The sequence below is a fragment of the Turicibacter sanguinis genome (genome assembly GCF_013046825.1).
Taxonomy (GTDB): Bacteria; Bacillota_I; Bacilli_A; order MOL361; family Turicibacteraceae; genus Turicibacter; species Turicibacter sanguinis.
The window spans coordinates 2,523,319-2,540,424 of the sequence record NZ_CP053187.1 but is presented as its reverse complement, the minus strand read 5'-3'; the positions used below and the strand labels follow the sequence as shown (position 1 = coordinate 2,540,424).

Annotated in this window: 15 protein-coding genes and 1 pseudogene; 6 read left to right on the top strand and 10 right to left on the bottom strand. The window is 34.1% G+C overall.

The features are described 5' to 3' along the window. Positions 1 to 153 precede the first annotated feature (153 nt). The 3 genes and pseudogenes from HLK68_RS14760 to HLK68_RS12335 form a co-directional block, all read right to left on the bottom strand. Complete coding sequence (locus HLK68_RS14760; protein WP_132942729.1) at positions 154 to 618, bottom strand: excalibur calcium-binding domain-containing protein; 465 nt, start codon at positions 616 to 618, stop codon at positions 154 to 156. Between the two features lie 138 nt (positions 619 to 756). Then, a pseudogene (locus HLK68_RS14835) lies at positions 757 to 873 on the bottom strand (hypothetical protein); the annotation flags it as partial. Between the two features lie 237 nt (positions 874 to 1,110). Then, complete coding sequence (locus HLK68_RS12335; RefSeq protein ID WP_155062401.1) at positions 1,111 to 1,773, bottom strand: DUF421 domain-containing protein; 663 nt, start codon at positions 1,771 to 1,773, stop codon at positions 1,111 to 1,113. A gap of 58 nt (positions 1,774 to 1,831) precedes the next feature. On the opposite strand from HLK68_RS12335, the gene HLK68_RS12330 reads away from it, so the two are divergent. After that, positions 1,832 to 2,970 (top strand): IS3 family transposase gene (locus HLK68_RS12330; RefSeq protein WP_238698366.1). Its coding sequence is split into 2 segments (ribosomal slippage): positions 1,832 to 2,057 and positions 2,057 to 2,970, totalling 1,140 coding nucleotides; the frame shifts between segments, so codons are not numbered across the junction. Positions 2,971 to 3,453: 483 nt separating this feature from the next. Here the strand turns inward: HLK68_RS12330 and HLK68_RS12325 are convergent. Beyond that, the gene (locus HLK68_RS12325) at positions 3,454 to 5,472 is read right to left on the bottom strand and encodes a thioredoxin domain-containing protein (protein WP_129821792.1); all 2,019 of its coding nucleotides are present in this window, start codon (positions 5,470 to 5,472) and stop codon (positions 3,454 to 3,456) included. 122 nt (positions 5,473 to 5,594) lie between these two features. Further along, positions 5,595 to 7,574 (bottom strand): sensor histidine kinase, encoded by a 1,980-nt coding sequence (locus HLK68_RS12320; RefSeq protein WP_238843599.1) that lies wholly within the window; start codon positions 7,572 to 7,574, stop codon positions 5,595 to 5,597. A 303-nt stretch (positions 7,575 to 7,877) separates the two neighbouring features. Between HLK68_RS12320 and HLK68_RS12315 the strand changes: the two genes are divergently transcribed. Next, positions 7,878 to 8,510, top strand: a complete 633-nt coding sequence (locus tag HLK68_RS12315; protein ID WP_006785094.1) for a DUF4358 domain-containing protein — start codon at positions 7,878 to 7,880, stop codon at positions 8,508 to 8,510. A 122-nt stretch (positions 8,511 to 8,632) separates the two neighbouring features. Here the strand turns inward: HLK68_RS12315 and HLK68_RS12310 are convergent, their stop codons facing one another. The 4 genes from HLK68_RS12310 to HLK68_RS12295 all read right to left on the bottom strand — a co-directional run bounded on the left by HLK68_RS12310 (position 8,633) and on the right by HLK68_RS12295 (position 13,676). After that, positions 8,633 to 10,438, bottom strand: a complete 1,806-nt coding sequence (locus tag HLK68_RS12310; protein ID WP_006785093.1) for an ABC transporter ATP-binding protein — start codon at positions 10,436 to 10,438, stop codon at positions 8,633 to 8,635. Beyond that, the gene (locus HLK68_RS12305) at positions 10,431 to 12,191 is read right to left on the bottom strand and encodes an ABC transporter ATP-binding protein (protein ID WP_132942619.1); all 1,761 of its coding nucleotides are present in this window, start codon (positions 12,189 to 12,191) and stop codon (positions 10,431 to 10,433) included. The genes HLK68_RS12310 and HLK68_RS12305 overlap by 8 nt, the downstream gene beginning before the upstream one ends. A 224-nt stretch (positions 12,192 to 12,415) precedes the next feature. Further along, positions 12,416 to 13,069 carry a hypothetical protein gene (locus HLK68_RS12300; protein ID WP_009607324.1) on the bottom strand — a complete coding sequence of 218 codons (654 nt, stop codon included), beginning with the start codon at positions 13,067 to 13,069 and terminating at the stop codon, positions 12,416 to 12,418. A 349-nt stretch (positions 13,070 to 13,418) separates the two neighbouring features. Then, positions 13,419 to 13,676, bottom strand: coding sequence for a PTS system mannose/fructose/sorbose family transporter subunit IID (locus HLK68_RS12295; protein WP_006785090.1), 258 nt, complete (start codon positions 13,674 to 13,676; stop codon positions 13,419 to 13,421). 361 nt (positions 13,677 to 14,037) lie between these two features. Between HLK68_RS12295 and HLK68_RS12290 the strand changes: the two genes are divergently transcribed. The 4 genes from HLK68_RS12290 to HLK68_RS12275 all read left to right on the top strand — a co-directional run bounded on the left by HLK68_RS12290 (position 14,038) and on the right by HLK68_RS12275 (position 15,915). Next, complete coding sequence (locus HLK68_RS12290) at positions 14,038 to 14,250, top strand: spore coat associated protein CotJA (protein ID WP_055166418.1); 213 nt, start codon at positions 14,038 to 14,040, stop codon at positions 14,248 to 14,250. After that, a complete protein-coding gene (locus tag HLK68_RS12285; RefSeq protein ID WP_055166421.1) occupies positions 14,243 to 14,491 on the top strand; it encodes a spore coat protein CotJB in 249 nt (82 codons plus the stop codon). Before HLK68_RS12290 ends, HLK68_RS12285 begins: the two co-directional genes overlap by 8 nt. An 11-nt stretch (positions 14,492 to 14,502) precedes the next feature. Continuing rightward, positions 14,503 to 15,087 carry a manganese catalase family protein gene (locus HLK68_RS12280; protein ID WP_006785087.1) on the top strand — a complete coding sequence of 195 codons (585 nt, stop codon included), beginning with the start codon at positions 14,503 to 14,505 and terminating at the stop codon, positions 15,085 to 15,087. A gap of 156 nt (positions 15,088 to 15,243) precedes the next feature. After that, complete coding sequence (locus tag HLK68_RS12275; protein ID WP_006785086.1) at positions 15,244 to 15,915, top strand: manganese catalase family protein; 672 nt, start codon at positions 15,244 to 15,246, stop codon at positions 15,913 to 15,915. 525 nt (positions 15,916 to 16,440) lie between these two features. Here the strand turns inward: HLK68_RS12275 and HLK68_RS12270 are convergent. Next, a complete protein-coding gene (locus tag HLK68_RS12270; protein ID WP_006783412.1) occupies positions 16,441 to 16,635 on the bottom strand; it encodes a hypothetical protein in 195 nt (64 codons plus the stop codon). Positions 16,636 to 17,106: the final 471 nt, after the last annotated feature.

Sequence of the window (17,106 nt, the reverse complement as noted above, 5' to 3'; positions counted from 1 at the left end):
ACAAGAAATGTGAATATGTTATCAGTTTTATTTCTTCTTAAGCCTTACCCCTGCTCAACGGGATTCTTATGTAGAAAGATATAATTCTTTCCTGAATCCAATTTAGGGACTCTAAGTATATATTAATACCTTTATAATCATACTTGGTTTATTTTATCTTTCACAAGCCCAACCATCTTTATCGCGATCATGTTTTGACTCATAAGCTGGATGTCCTTGTGGAACCCCATCTGGATAAACTACTCTTAACAACGTACAGTTTTTGTAGGATTCTTTAGGAGCGGTTGATTCCTGATTGTAGATTCCATTCGGATTGTCATCTTTATATTGAGTAGAAGTTGAGCTTTCATTAGTTGATTGACTTTGAGTTGAAGAGGTATTGGGTGAGGTGTTGCTTGAGGAACTACCTGATGAGCTATTTGATGTGCTACTTGAACTTTCAGGTTGCTTACCAGCTTGATAACTTCCTGGTTGTTTATTGACTGAGACACCGTCTTCACTTAAGGTTACGATAATGGTTCCTTGCTCATCCGTTCGATAAACAGGGATTCCTAAGTTTTTAAAACGGTCCATGACTTCGGCATCCGGGTGACCATATTGATTATTGGCTCCTGCCATGATGACAACATGTTCTGGTGTAATGCGATTTAATAAAGAAGCTGTATTGCTTGTACTTGAACCATGATGACCCGCTTTAAATAAATCAACATCCCCAATAGTTGTGAGTGTCGCTTCGACTTGGCTTTCAGCATCTCCGAAGTGGTTTGCATGGAAATGAGTAATAATTAAATATTCTAATCCAGTAACCTCTTGATTTTTAAGATATGATTTAACTTTTGCATCATCATCACAATCACCAGCATCGATTAAAGCAAATTGTCCATTATTTTAAATAACTGTTATAGAAAATGGAATCAAAACAAAAAGATTAATCTGAGTATAGCAAGTAGTTGCTATATTGAGATTAATCTTTGTTAGATTTGCATATTCAATTGACAACAGTTCTAATGCTTCTTCTACTGTTAATCACAGTTAGAAAATAGTCAGCTTTAGGAGAAATTACATTCTATATATTTTTATTGACTGCTCTATTTGTTTTTTATTCAAGATTTATTCTAGATTAAACTTATTTTTAGAATTAAAATCATCCGGATATCTTACTGAAATAGCTAATTTTTTATTTTGGTCTATTCCTACATAAAAAACATCTTCAATCTTATGTATATTTTTCCGGTTAAGTTCAGATTGTAGCCATTTTTTATTTATATTGGCCATTTCAAGATTCTTATCAATGAGTTTTCCATCAATTATAATATCATTTACTAAAGAAACGCTCTCGACCTTTAAATCCAAATCATCTGGCGTGACAGGTTTTTTATTAGCTTTTATTAAAACTGACAATTGGCCATTACTCTCCATTATTGCAAATTGTACATCCTCTAAAGCGAAAACATCCTTTTCTCTTAACTTCATCATGAGTTCATTTATTGTAAGCCTAAGCTTTCTCATATTTTTATCAACAATGCGGCCATTCTCAACTAATATCAAAGTTTTAGCATTTATTATCCTTCTGGCTGCATAACTTTTTAAATTTAAATAACTAGTTGATATCGTTAACAATGTAAAGATTATTAATGCTATAATTCCTGAAAAAACCACATGATCTTTATCAATTATAATTTTGGCAATTATCGAACCAAAAGAAATCCCTACTATAAAATCAAAGAAATTCATTTGTGAAATAATCTTAACGCCTGGTGCTAGTATAGTCATATGGACACATTTAAGTTAAGTCGTTACAATAGACTTAATAATTAAAGGATGTGTCGATATGAAAAAATATAATTCTGAATTTAAATCAATGATTGTTGAACTTTATAAAACTGGGCGTTCAGTTAAAGATCTAAGTCGTGAATATGGTGTTTCAGAAGTAACAATTTACAAATGGATTAAACAGATTTCTCCAATTGCCTCAATAGATGATACAGAGATTACCCTAGAGGACATTAAACGTATGAAGCAAGAAATGTTACGTTTACAAGAGGAGAATGAGATTTTAAAAAAGGCTATGACCATATTCGCGAGAAGGTAAGCCAATCTGAATTATGTCACTTTATCGAGCAACACCGAGAAGAATACGATATTAAACAACTTTGTAAGGTGTTATATGTTCCAAGAAGTACCTATTATCAATCTAAGCATCAAACGGAATCTAAATGGAAGTACGAGAACGAACAATTGCTTAAACGTATTAAGGAAATTTATTTTGAAAGTAAGCGTCGATATGGTGCTATTAAGATACACCGTCAGTTGATTAAAGAAGGATTATCTGTTAGCTTAAAGCGTGTCCAACGATTAATGAAATCAGCAGGCTTAGCTTCTATTATTCAAAAGAAATATACCCCTTATAAGCAATCTAAAGAACTTGTTTTAGAACGTGAAAACATTCTAGAACAGGATTTTTCGACCAACTCAATTAACCAAAAATGGGTATCGGATATTACTTATATTCACGTTCAAGAAGAAGGTTGGTGCTACCTAGCATCAGTCATGGATTTACATTCTAAAAAAATTATTGGTTATCACTTTTCTAAACAAATGACAACGGATATTATCGTCAAAGCTTTAAAGAATGCTTATTTTTCTCAAAAACCTAAAGGTGAGATTATTCTCCATACTGATTTAGGATCGCAGTATACCAGCCAAGAGTTTAAAGACTTAACTTTAGACTTTAACATCATCCAGTCTTTTAGTCGTAAAGGATGTCCTTACGATAATGCTTGTATCGAATCTTTCCATGCCACTCTAAAGAAAGAAGAAGTGTATCAAACAACATATGTTACATTTGAACAGGCTAGAATCGCTTTGTTTCAATATATAGAGGGCTGGTACAATCGAAAACGAATGCATGGATCGATTAATTATTTAACACCTGAAGAATGTGAGCAACTTGCTCGACAAGTGGCTTAAAAACTTAACTTTTTTGTGTCCAAAATATTGACTTAGATTCAGCCAATTAATTTACTGAGAAATAATGCTAAAATATATATTAAAATACCTTTAACTATCGTGCTAACAAATATACTACCATACATCATCCAATGTTCTCCTTACCTGAAGTATAATTATATTGTAAGCAAGAGAAGTCATTTTATTCATTGCCAATTATATTATAGAATCAAGAATATTAAATTCAAATTTTAATAGATTGTCAAATAAAATGTTCTTTGATTGCGAGTTATAAATTAGGAATATCATCAAGTTGTAATTGCTTTAAGTCAGCTAGAATTAAGGTTTCTAATTCTCCATCTAGGCGAAGGAATATGAATTTTAAACATTTTGTAAACTCTTCGTTCTTGGCCATCAAGAGTTTCAAATTTTTGTTTTTTTATTTGTCTTTTTAGACATTTTCTAAAAAGGTGATTTCCAAACACTTGGAAATCACCTTTTTGATTAAAGAATGTTTTTTAGACTTTCTAAGGATGAGGTTGGGGCCTGACAAGTCCCATTTGAACAAAGATAGTACGTTGGTTGATCAACGATTGGGTAGTCTTTTGTGTATGGTGCGAGTTTTGAGAGTTGGGTTTGATTTTCAGGTGTCTTAAATAAAAGGGTGGTATTAAAGTGAGGTGTTTCATTCAGTTGTTTGAGAATCTCTTTAATTTGTTCTTGTTTTGGCACGGTGATCATGAGTTCTTTGGTGTCACTTAGCGCGAATAAAGCAGCGATTAAGTAGAAGGTATGATTCATTTCATAGTGCTTCACTTGTTTGGCTAGGTACTGAATTTGTTTTTCAGCTTCTGTTTCAAATAAGGTATCACCTGTGAGTTTGGCTAGACGAATGAGATTGTATGCGGCGACTGAATTACCAGATGGCATAGCTCCATCATATAACTCTTTTGGTCTTAGCATTAAGGTTTCAGCATCATGTCCCGTTAGATAAAATCCACCCGCTTCATCTTTGAATAAGTCTAACATCTCTTTGTTTAATTGAATCGCTAGTTCTAAATACTCCACTTCTGCGGTACTTTGATGGAGTTCGATTAATCCGTATGACAAGAAGGCATAGTCATCAAGATAAGCTTTAAAATGACTCTCCCCTTCTCGGTATCTCGCTAAGAGTCGTGTTTCATCAAAGAGGTGTTGTTTAATAAAGATGACAGCTTTTGAGGCGGCATCTAAGTAAATCATCTTTTGTGTTTGCCCATAGAGTTTAGCAAAGGCGGCAATCATTAAGCCATTCCAAGAGGTTAAGATTTTATCGTCTTTATGAAGATGTGTTCGTTCTAATCGGTAGGTGAGTAATGTTTCACGGCAGGCCTCTAGTTCTTTGATGTCTAGTTCTAGTTTTTTATGATGTAGTCGATTTAAGATATTTTTTCCTTCAAAGTTCCCCTCTTCTGTGACATTATAAAACTCATTAAACCAGTGTCCCTTTTCAGGTCCTAGAATCTGGATGATTTCTGCTGGCGTGAAGACATAGAATTTACCTTCTTCCCCTTCACTATCCGCATCTTCTGCACAATAAAATCCACCTTCAGGACTAGTTAATTGAGTTAAGACATACTCTGCGGTTTGCATCGCAATACTTAGGTAACGAGGTTCACGCGTCACTTGATAGGCTTCAGTATAACTAATCATAAGAAGCGCATTATCGTATAGCATTTTCTCAAAATGAGGAACGAGCCAGATTTCATCCGTTGAATAACGTGAAAAGCCATACCCAAGATGATCAAAAATTCCACCTTTGTACATGTGATCGAGTGTTTGAGTCACCATGTCTTGGACAGACTTGTCCTTTGTTTGTTCATCATAACGAAGCAAAAACATGAGTTTGTGCGGCGTCGGAAATTTTGGTGCGGTTCCAAAGCCACCAAATCGTGGATCATAGCTTTGCTTTAGCTGATTGACCCCGTTTTGAATAATGGTCATGGATAAAGAATCCCCTTCAGTCTCTATTCCTTCTAGGTCTTTGAAGTGAGATTCAATCTGTTTGGTAATGTCCGTTACTTTAGCTCGATGATGATTCCAATTGAAGTCAATGGTTTTTAAAACATCGAGAAATCCTGGTCGGCCATAGCGGCTTGTTTTTGGAAAATAAGTTCCCGCATAAAAAGCTTGTTGAGTCGGTGTCATGAAAATGGTGAGTGGCCATCCCCCTTGTCCGGTTAAAGCTTGGCAAATACTCATATAAACCGTATCGATATCGGGTCTTTCTTCACGATCCACTTTAATCGAGATAAAGTGTTCATTTAAATAGGTTGCAACGTCCTCATCTTCAAAAGATTCATGCTCCATGACATGACACCAATGACAAGTTGAGTACCCGATGCTTAAAAAAATGGGTTTGTCTTCTTCTTTTGCTTTGGTAAAGGCTTCATCATTCCAAGGATACCAGTTGACAGGATTATAGGCATGCTGTAAGAGATAGGGGGATTTTTCATGTATTAAATGATTGGCTTGTTTCGTCATATCTTCACTTCCTTCAGAATTGTTGTCTGAATTAGTTTGAGTCATTTTGGCGGAGATATGATAAATAATAAGGGGATCGTTAAAAAGGGATGAGCCAATAAGAGGCTCATCCCTTTTTAACGTTATGATTTTTTAATATCTGCAAGTTCTAACTCAATTTTATAGGTGTCAGGTTCATATGATTTGCATGGGGTATCAGGTAAGCAGAGATTCGGTAATAAGATTTTAAAGGTACTTCCTTTGTGTGCAGCACTTTCTAATTCGATTTTTCCGCCATGTAGACTAACAAGGCTCTTCACCATATAAAGTCCCATCCCAATGCCTTCATTAATTCGTGTCAATGATTTATCGACTTGCACAAATCGTTCAAAAATGAGCGATTGGTCGATGGCGGTAATCCCAATCCCTTCATCTTGCACTTCTAAAACAAACCATTCCTCCTCTATCAGGGTTCGCACTGTAATCGTAGTGGATGGCGAAGAAAACTTAATGGCATTCGATAAAAGATTACATAGAATTCGCTCAATCATCGAACCATCACATTTTAATAGATGCTGATTGATGTCTGTTTGAAACTTGATGGAGACGGATTCACAGCACGGATGAGCTGATATGATAGCCGTAACATCTTGTAGTAACTGGATAACCTGATAATTATGAAAATGAGGGACTAATGTATTCATCTCTATTTTTGAAATATCCATTAAGTTATTAACAAGCTTCGTCATCCTTTTTCCACTGACATCGAGTGAGGTACGATATTTTAAATAAATTTGTTTGAATTTTTCATCATTAACGTTCACCATTTGATTTAGTAACTGAATGACTGAACAAAAGACATTTAATGGCGTTTTTAATTCATGAGAAAGATTTGAAATAAATTGAGTTTTTTCGTGATCATAGACCTTTAACTTTTCGAGTTCGAGTTCTTTTGATTTGTCAAAATAGGTGACCGCTATTTCTTTTTTGCCATCATTTTCGGTGATGACTTGAATACTACAATCAACTGTTCGTTTTACATTATTTAAGTCGACATTTAGACTCCCACGCCATTTTCCGGTTTGATTAAGGTGTTGTCTGATCAGATGTTTTTTTTCGTGAGCTAACATATAAGGGGGAAGAATTTGATTTAGACGATGTAGGTCTGTTTCATGGTAGTATTCTTGCATTTTTTTGTTCGCGTACAAGATGTTCAATTGTTCATCCATTAAAAACATATAACTGTGTTTATTATCATCTGTTAGTTTATAAAATAACGTAAGCTTATTATTTAACAATTTGATTCGTAAACTTGATAAAAATAAGTCAACAAAATTACCGGCAATCACAATTAAAAAACCAATATAGGTAATGGCCACTGACATCAATTTAACGTTTAAAGAAAGTTGAACTGAGCCATTTAAAGCAATGATGGCATAAAGGGCTTTAAGGGCTAACATAAAAATACTAGAACTTAAGATAGGAAATAGATAATCTTTTTCTTTAAATCCAGACATGAAGAGATGGATTGAAACGCTCGTATAGCAAATAAATAAAAATAAATTATAGTCGATAAAGAAGAAGTTACCATTTAGAATACCATAAGAATTAACTATTCGCTCGATAAAGCCAAAAATCATGGTAAATAAGATGACAAATAAAATCGACTTTTTTTTATGACTGAGTATCAACTGTTTTAATTTAGAATTTTTTTGAAGCACAATCAGTAAAATTCCAATCCTTAATAATGAGGCTGATACGGTGATATAGTTAGTAATAACCAGTTCATTCGATAAAAAGGTTAAATAATCAACTTGCCCAAATAAAATACCCGTTGATAATCCTAGGTACATTAGGGCGATAATAAAGATATTTTCTTTTTTTGAACGGTTATAGGACATCAAACAACTCGCAACGGCTAAAACGGAAAGGATAAAGTTAAAATGCCTAATAAAGTTAATAGCTGAAATCAACGAGAGTTTATCTAATGATTGATAGAACAACATAGTAGTAATTAAATAAATAGATAGTAAAACGGATATTAAAATAATTCCCCAGAAAAATCTATTTTCTATTTTAGATAGTGATTGATCAGTGCGGAGTTGATTTGACACCGAGAGCATCCCCTTTCATAAGTAACAAAACACAAGAGATTATTATCTCACAAAAATGATTTAATCTTTGTCGTTTTTTGTCATCTCGTTAAATAAAATGTAAAAAAAGTAGACTCCTCCAAGGTTTAAATGTGATGAAGCTTTTTGAGTGGAGATCATATGATAGGATCATTTTTTATAATTTTTCTGAATTTAACCGCTCAAAACACTTTTAATTCCATAGATATTCCATAGAATCTCGTGCCGTATTTTGTTATAATAAGGGTGTACTAAACATTAAAGTACGAACAAGGGGAAAAAAGGAGTAAAACTATGAAAAATTTTAAATATTTATTAGTTGCTATGATGGCTGCTGGAGCTTTAACAGCTTGTAGCTCAAAAGAACAAACGCCTGCGGGAGAACCAGAAACACCAGCGATTGATCAAACAACAGAAGTTGAAACAGATGACGTTGTGGAAGAAGACGGTCTTATTGAAGGTGAAATCACAGTTGAAGTCACAGGTCAATTAGCGGATGCTTATGAAGCCGTTCGTGATGTATATGGTGAAGATTATCTTCCAAACACGGCTATTCCAGCTGACTTATTAGAAAGTGTATACGGAGTTAATCCTGAATACGTGGCACAATTCGTTGCTGAACAACCGATGATCAGCATGCACCCAGACTTATTTATCGGAATTGAAGCCACTGAAGGAAATGCTGAAGCCGTTGAAGCTGCTTTACAAGCTTACCAAGAATACTTAATTAACGATAGCATGCAATATCCAATGAACTTAGCTAAGGTTTCGGCTTGTCAAGTGTTACGCTACGATAACTATGTGTTCTTAGTGATGTTAGGAGCCATTAACGAAGATATGGATGCAAGTGATGATGAAGCAGCTGCTTTTGCACAAGCAGAGGTACAAAAAGCAGTTGACGCTTTAGACGCTGTTTTTGCTAAATAATTAAAAATCCTTTGAACACCTTGTGGTTCAAAGGATTTTTTTTGTCACAACGATTGATTAATCGAGGTCTCTATTAAAAGGTACGGACTCCTCCAATGATATTACTGTTTTCATGCCGATTTTTACTCAGCTAATTTCTCAAACTGGCTGTTATAAAGCTCAGCATAGAATCCGTTTTGCTTCATGAGTTGTTCATGGGTTCCACTTTCAATAATGTCTCCATGATTCATCACTAAAATGAGATTGGCATTTTTAATAGTGGACAAGCGATGCGCAATCACAAATGAGGTGCGTCCTCTCATTAATTTATCCATCGCCTCTTGAATGAGAATTTCAGTACGGGTATCAACCGAACTTGTGGCTTCATCTAAAATAAGAAGGGGTGCATTTTCAACCATCGCACGGGCAATCGTGATTAGCTGTTTTTGTCCAGCTGATAAATTTGCCTTATCATTTAGAATCGTCTCATATCCTTTCGGTAATGTTTTAATAAAATGGTGAATGCCAACGGCCTTACATGCCTTCTCCACCTCTTCATCTGACACATTTTTCATGGAATACACGATGTTTTCACGAATCGTTCCTTCAAAAATCCATGTATCTTGAAGCACCATCCCAAACAAATCATGAACATTGTGACGAGTTAACTGATTAATTGGCATCCCATCAATTAAAATTTCACCTGAATTCGCTTCATAGAACTTCATAAGTAAATTAACCATCGTCGTTTTTCCAGCACCGGTTGGACCCACAATGGCAACTTTTTGTCCAGGTTTTGTTGTCACTGAAAAATCGTTAATAATGGTTCGATCTGCGTGATAACCGAAATGAACGTGTTTAAACTCGACTTCCCCTTTACTAACAGTAAAATCATTGATTTTTCCATTTTCTTGTTGCATTTCAGGTTCTTCTAAGAACTCAAAAACACGTTCACTAGCCGCTGCCGTCTGTTGTAAACTCGTCATTGCTTGTGCAATTTGTGATAGTGGTTGAGTAAACAGACGAATATAAACCATAAAGGCTACGATCACCCCAAAGGTGATGACTTCATTCATCGCCAAAGAGGCTCCTACAATACATACTGCCACATAACCAAAATTTCCAATAAAACTCATCAGTGGCATCATTAATCCTGATAAAAATTGAGAACGCCAAACACTTTCGTATAAGTCCTCATTAATCTCATCAAATTTTGCTTTCGCTTTTGCCTCATCATTATACACTTTGACAATGTTGTGTCCTGAATAGATTTCTTCGACATGTCCATTCATTAATCCTAAATCACGTTGTTGTCTAATAAAATATTTTTGTGATTTTGACATAATAAACATCATTAAGATAAAACCAATCACGGTTGAAAGAATGGCGGTGATTGCCATCCATGCATTGGTGATAAACATCATGAAAAGTGAGCCGAAAAATAAGGTGATGGCAGATACTAAATTCCCCACGCTTTGATTCAAAGTTTGCGCAATGCTATCGACATCATTTGTCACACGACTTAAAATATCGCCATAACTTGTTGAATCAAAGTATCTGAGTGGTAACCGATTGATTTTTTCTGAAATTTGTGTTCTTAAACTCTTTGCCACTTTTTGTGTGACTGTATTCATAATAAATCCTTGAAAATAAGATAAAATGAAGGATGCTCCGTACATATACACAAGAAGTAAGCAAAGATCTTCGACAGCGTCTAGATCAATTCCCGTCATTAAACCCGCTGTAATAAGGTCTGTGACTTCACTTAATTTGTCAGGTCCAATCAGGGTAAGAATGGTTCCAACAATCGAAAAAATAAGGGCGAAAGCTATTAAAAGATAATGAGGTTGACAAAATAGAAGAAGTTTTTTGACGCTTTTTTTCGTGTCTTTTGCTTTCTCAGTCGGAGCCCCTGCTCCTGCCATTGGTCCGCGATTTGGTCTACTCATGTTCTAACTCCTCCTTCGATAATTGTGAATAAGCAATTTGTCGGTAAACTTCACAATTTTTCAAAAGCTCTTGATGGGTTCCGATGCCAACCATTTTTCCTTCATCGAGTACAATAATTTTATCCGCATGAATGATCGTTCCAATTCGTTGCGCAACAATTAAATGGGTTGCATCCTTTGTTTCTTGTCGTAATGCAGCGCGTAAGACACGATCTGTTTTATAATCGAGCGCTGAGAAAGAATCATCAAAAATATAGATCTCAGGATCACGACAAATGGCACGAGCGATTGCAAGACGTTGTTTTTGTCCTCCGGAAACGTTACTTCCTCCTTGAGCAATAGATGAGTGATAAGTTCGATCCATTTTTTCAACAAAGTCACGACCTTGGGCAATGGTGATTGCTTTTTTAACCTGATCTAATTTAGCCATCTGACGTCCGTTATCTCCAAAAACAATATTGGACTCTACTGTACCAGCAAATAAGACGGCTTTTTGTGAAACATAGCCCAGCTTATTGTTTAAATCAGATTGTTTATAATCCTTGACGTTCATTCCATCAACTAAGACTTCTCCTTCGGTTGCATCGTAAAAACGAGGAACTAAGTTGATTAAGGTTGACTTACCACTACCCGTTGATCCAATAAAAGCAACGGTTTCGCCTCGGTTCGCTTTGAAACTGATGTTTTCAATCACATATTCTTCAGCATCTGGATATTTGAAGCTAACATTTCTAAATTCCACTTCTCCAACCCTATCAGTAGGGGCTTGCTTTGTTCCATCAACAATACTAAGAGGTGTATTTAAAACCTCCATAATTCGTTTGGCTGAAACAGTGGCACGTGGTAACATGATAAAGATCATGGTGAGCATCATAAAGGCCATGACGACTTGAATTGAATAAGATGAAAATACGACCATATCGCTAAATAACCCAATTTTATCCATTCTATCCGCAGCTTCAATCAGGTAAGCTCCAATCCAGTAGATAGCCAAACTTAATCCACTCATAATTAATGTCATTCCAGGTCCCATAATAGCCATAATACGTCCAGTAAATAAATGAGTACGAGTTAAAATGTTATTTGCATTTTCGAATTTTTCTTCTTGATAATTTTCTGCATTATAAGCTCGGACAACTCGAATTCCCGTTAAATTTTCTCGTGTGACTAAGTTGAGATTATCGGTTAGTCCTTGAATTATTTTAAATTTTGGAACAGCAAAAATTAAAATGATTGATAGCATAACTAATAACACACAGACGGCTCCTGCAGTTACAAGCGACCATTCGAAATTTTTTCCAAGAATTTTTAATATTGCCCAAACAGCTAAAATGGGTGCTTTAATCATCACTTGTAACCCCATGGCAAATACCATTTGAACTTGTGTAATGTCATTGGTTGAACGTGTAATTAAACTAGCATTAGAAAATTGATTAATTTCTTGCATCGAAAAAGATTCTACTTTGGTGTATAAACTTTCTCGAAGTCGTTTTGATAATGTTGCGGCAATACGTGCTGCGAAAAAACCAACAATGACTGCAGAAATTAAACTCCCTAGTGCGCAAAATAGCATGTAAGAGCCTTGTACCCAAATGTCACCCATGGCACTACCTTCTGTTTGAACTAGCCTCGTAATCTCTGACATATAATCGGGAAGCTTCAAATCTAACCAAACTTGTGTCACGATAAAAATGAGACAAACAATCATTCCTCCCCATTCTGGTTTCTTTAAATGCTTAAAGATTTCCCCCATATTTTCACTCCTTTTGACCATAAGTTATCCATCTATACATATATATCCATAAATTATAAAATAATGTCGTATTTTTACGTTCAAATTGCTAAATGGCAAAAATAATTTTAGGTCATTGAATGGATGTCTCTAACATTTAACGTCATAAAAAAAAACGGTTACTCAAGCAAAAAAAGTAACAGTTTTTTAGGAATTTGATTTGATAAACAATGAGGGTTTTAAATTTATTTTCGTATTTGAGATTTAAAAAGCTCATATGCATCTTGTAACCGAATGGTCATTATGCCAACTTTGTCGATCGTATCCAACATTTCCTCTCTTTCTTCATCCCAAATTGAACTTTCACATAAAGAATATCCAGTATAATAATTTTTCCCATCCTGTGTTCGGTAATAAACATAACACTTACAATCCTTACCATATAAATCAATTTTTTTTTCAAAATCTTGAAAAAAGTGTTTAATATCTAGGTACATACTTGACAATCTAATCGCTTTGAGTTGATTTTGTTGATATCTGTCTAGAACATCTAAGATAAGACGATACGCCCCAATAAAGGCATTTTTTTTGAAATAAAATCCAAGTAGTAAGGCACTTAATATCAAGCCTATATTCCCAAGTACCATGGTTGGAAGCACTATTTCTTGATGAACTAGATTTAAATAAAGATTCAAAATAACAACAATCCCCATCCAAAATAAAATCCAGTTTCGCTCTTCTTCTAGTAGTCTCAATTCATCTTCAGTATTTTCAATCAGTAAATAAATGGGATATTCCTGTGAATCAATTTCCTCTTTCACAAGACGTTTTAAAAAGGCATTATTTCCTTTTGACTGTTGAATTAATTGTTTAGGATCAAAGCTTATTTTTTCTAACAATCCTACTCACTCCTTCCCCTCCTGTTGTACTACCAAAATATCACAGGACTATATAAATAGGAAAAGGGTTTTAATCCAGCGCAGATAAATTGATTCAAAATAATGTTGAGCTACCCTCTTTTTCGTTATGATTCAAATTTATTCGATATATTTTGATAGGTGATTGTTGAAAAATATAATAAATTGTTAAATTCGGATAGATAATACGTTGTTTTGTCTAAAAATAGCATCAACTGTTTCTTTTTACCACACTAAAAGTCTTTAATATTCAGGCAATATAGGGTTTAAATGATAGTAAACGATAGACAAAAAACACCAACTGTGACAATTACAGTTGGTGTTTTCTTTATTAGAATAATCCGATGAATGCTCCTAGTAATCCAATGACAACTAGAATTGCGATGTTAACAAGTGGAGAGGCTCCACGTTTAACTAGAGGATATAATCCAAATGTTAATCCAAGTGGTAATAAACAAGGCATAATTCCATCAAGGATTTCTTGAACGACAATAACTGACTCCCCATTAGGAATTTCAGCCGTAATTGGAACTCCTACATAGGATGCAATTAAAGCCCCTACGACGATTACCCCAAGAATTATTTTCATAATAATTCAAAATTTTTTTGTGTTTATACAAGGACATAGAGTTCATTAAAATCGCAAAAAAAGTACTTTTTTATTAAAAACGTGGTCACGGTGTGGTCAAAATTGAAACAACTGATGCGAGCAAAATAGTTCACTCTATTCTCTCCCTCTTTTGTTTTTTTACATCTTATATAATATTCTTCCATTAATTCATTCGTAAAAGCCTACTCCCTTCGAAAAGTAATACATATAATATGGTGTGCAGTTGTTAATATAAAAACGCACAAATATTTATCCTATAGGGACTAAAAACTACTGTATAAAACTTTGTAACAAATAACATTTTAAAACAACAATATATATTCTAATGGACGGTGAAAAAATGTCTACTAACGAAACTACTTATCAAAATAATGGTTGTGCTCAAAAACTCACATGCTTCAATCTACCTTTGGCAACAGCCTATGTCAAATCACAACCTTATCAACACCTAAACACCCCACTACAAACGTTAAATCAGGGAACTTTTTTTGCTGATCTTTATGATCCATATATGCCAAGAAAAGTTGCCCAAGGAGGCCGTCGTCATGAGTAGAGAAGAATTTTTAACCGCACTTCAAGCTGTGCATATCATGGCAGTTGATCTTCAACTCTTCCTTGATACCCATCCAGAAAATAAAAAAGCATTAGAAGATTACAGAAAAGTATCTAGACAATATCAAGAATTAAGAAAAGAATATGAACAAGTATTTGGACCATTAACTAACTTTGGTTATATGACGGATTTTGATCAAATAAGCTGGGTTAATGATCCATGGCCTTGGGAAAGACGTTAGGGGGAGTTTTTATGTGGATTTATGAAAAAAAATTACAATATCCTGTTGATATTAAAAAACGAGATGTTAGAATGGCAAAAGCCATCTATGAAGAACTCGGAGGCTCTGATGGTGAATTATCAGCTTCTATGGAATATCTTCAACAACGTTATACGATGCCAACAGGTCAATCGATTGCAACATTAACAGACATTGGTACTGAAGAACTTGCACATCTTGAAATTGTTTCAGCTTTAATTTTTCAATTAACAGAGGGAGCAACAATAGAAGAAATTAAACGTGCAGGATTTGATGGAACCTATGCTTCTAGAGGTATTTCAGTTTTCTTAGCTGATCCTGAACAAACACCTTGGACTTCGGCTTATATCGATATGAAAGGTGACCCTGTAGCAGATATTGCTTCTAATATGGGGGCTGAGCAACGCGCGCGTGCGGGATATGAACATTTACTTGATATGACAACTGATGAAGATGTTAAAAAAGTCCTTTCTTATCTAAGAGAACGTGAAATTGTTCACTTCCAACGTTTCGGTGAAACATTAGTTCATGTACAAGAACATTTACAACATGATAAATATTTCTTTCAAAAAAAATAATAATAAATTTTCCCCCTTCATTGAAAAATGAAGGGGTTTTATCTTTAAAAGTTAGTTGACTAGCTTTACCTATACTATTGAGCTTATTGACAGTTATATTAATTGATAATCGGTACATAATAAAATAGAAAAAAATAAACCGATAGAGGTGATATAATGTTTAAACACGAAAAACAATTCTTACATCCAGTCCGAGTTGAAAAACCTAACCCTCAGTACGCTATTTTAATGCAAGAACAACTTGGGGGAGAAAACGGTGAGTTAAAGGCAGCTCTTCAGTATATGTCTCAAAGTTTCCGTATTAAAGATCCCGTTATAAAAGATTTATTTTTAGATATCGCTGCAGAAGAGTTAAGTCACATGGAAATGGTGGCTCAAACTATCAACTTATTAAATGGTCACGACTTAAACTACGAAGCAGCTGTAGCCGGAGAAGTACAGGCTCATGTTGTTCATGGATTAAATCCTGGACTTATTAACTCTTCTGGATTTCCTTGGACTGCAACATACGTTAATGTTACAGGGGACCTAGTTGCTGACTTACTTTCAAATATTGCCTCAGAGCAACGTGCAAAATGTGTCTATGAATACCTCTATCGTCAAATTGATGATAAGTATGTCCGTGAAACAATTGATTTTTTACTTAATCGTGAAGAAGCACATAATGCCCTTTTCCGTGAGGCATTAAATAAAGTACAAAATACAGGGTCAAATCGTGATTTTGGAGTTACGGAAGATTCTAAGCTGTACTTTGATTTATCAAGTCCTGGTCCTAAACACGAAGCTCCAAATCCAACGCCTCCGTCATTCGAAAATCCTAATAAATAATTATCACTTTTTCAAAAAAACATTAGGATACAGTGTGATTTATATCATTTTTTGAAATAATATAGATTTCATTAATGATGCCACAAATACTATACTAGTTTATTATTCAAAAATACGATTACTATTATGTCGTCAACATCTCATTGCTGACAACGCAATATCTTGCCTTAAAAAGAGGTTCCCATAACCTCTTTTTTTTTTTTTCTATCTTTAATGATTTCTTGATAATAAGTTTTTTTATCCCCGATATTAAATTTAATACTAATTTTTATCATGCAATATACTTACAACAAAAATTTAGAAACACTAACTAAATTTCATCATCAAACCAAAAATAGACACAATAACATGTGTCTGTTTTACATTTATTTACATTTAAATTTATTTTTATTCAAAATTATGCTAATGTTTAATCATACCATTCTTAGTGGTATGTTATAACACTAACTAACTGCCCTATGATATAATAGTTAGTTAAACCCTAATTTCTCTTTTTATAGCGAGGTCTTTATGACCTCTTTTTCATTACTCTAACATTCTTAATGCTGTCTCAACTGAATCATATGCCCCCTGAATACGATTCAAATTCAATAATGCTTGCTCAATTTCTCCCATACTTTTACCTTCTGATCGAAGTCTATCTATCAGTTCACTCGCTGGTTCACACTTTCCTCTCAAATCATGTTGAGCTTGTAATAAATGTTTCCTAATGCCTTGCATAACACTCCACCCTCTTTTTTAAAAATTACCCATATATCTATTCTATTGTACTCTTTTTCCTTTCTTTTCAAAACAATCAAAATGTCACAAAAAACAAGCGTTTTCCGTAACATTCTATTTTAAAATGCAAATTATTTAGTATATTTTCACTATACATCTTCATTTCTTGAAGGTATATACCGATCCCAAATACCTATCCACTTTTAAAAAAAAGAGATACTACTACCCGCATCGGTTTCAGTTTAGGGAGGGTTTTTATAAAAATTCATAAAATTATACATTTCTAAATGTAACTAAATTAGCATTACTTTTTACATGAGAATTACATATACATTATTAACTAATAAAATATAATGGCTTTGTAAATAAAAATACAACCTTTTAAAAGGTTGTATTTTTATTTATTGGAATGTTTGATTCATCTCAACTTTTAAATGATACATTGATTTAATCTATCGTTTTATATATCTA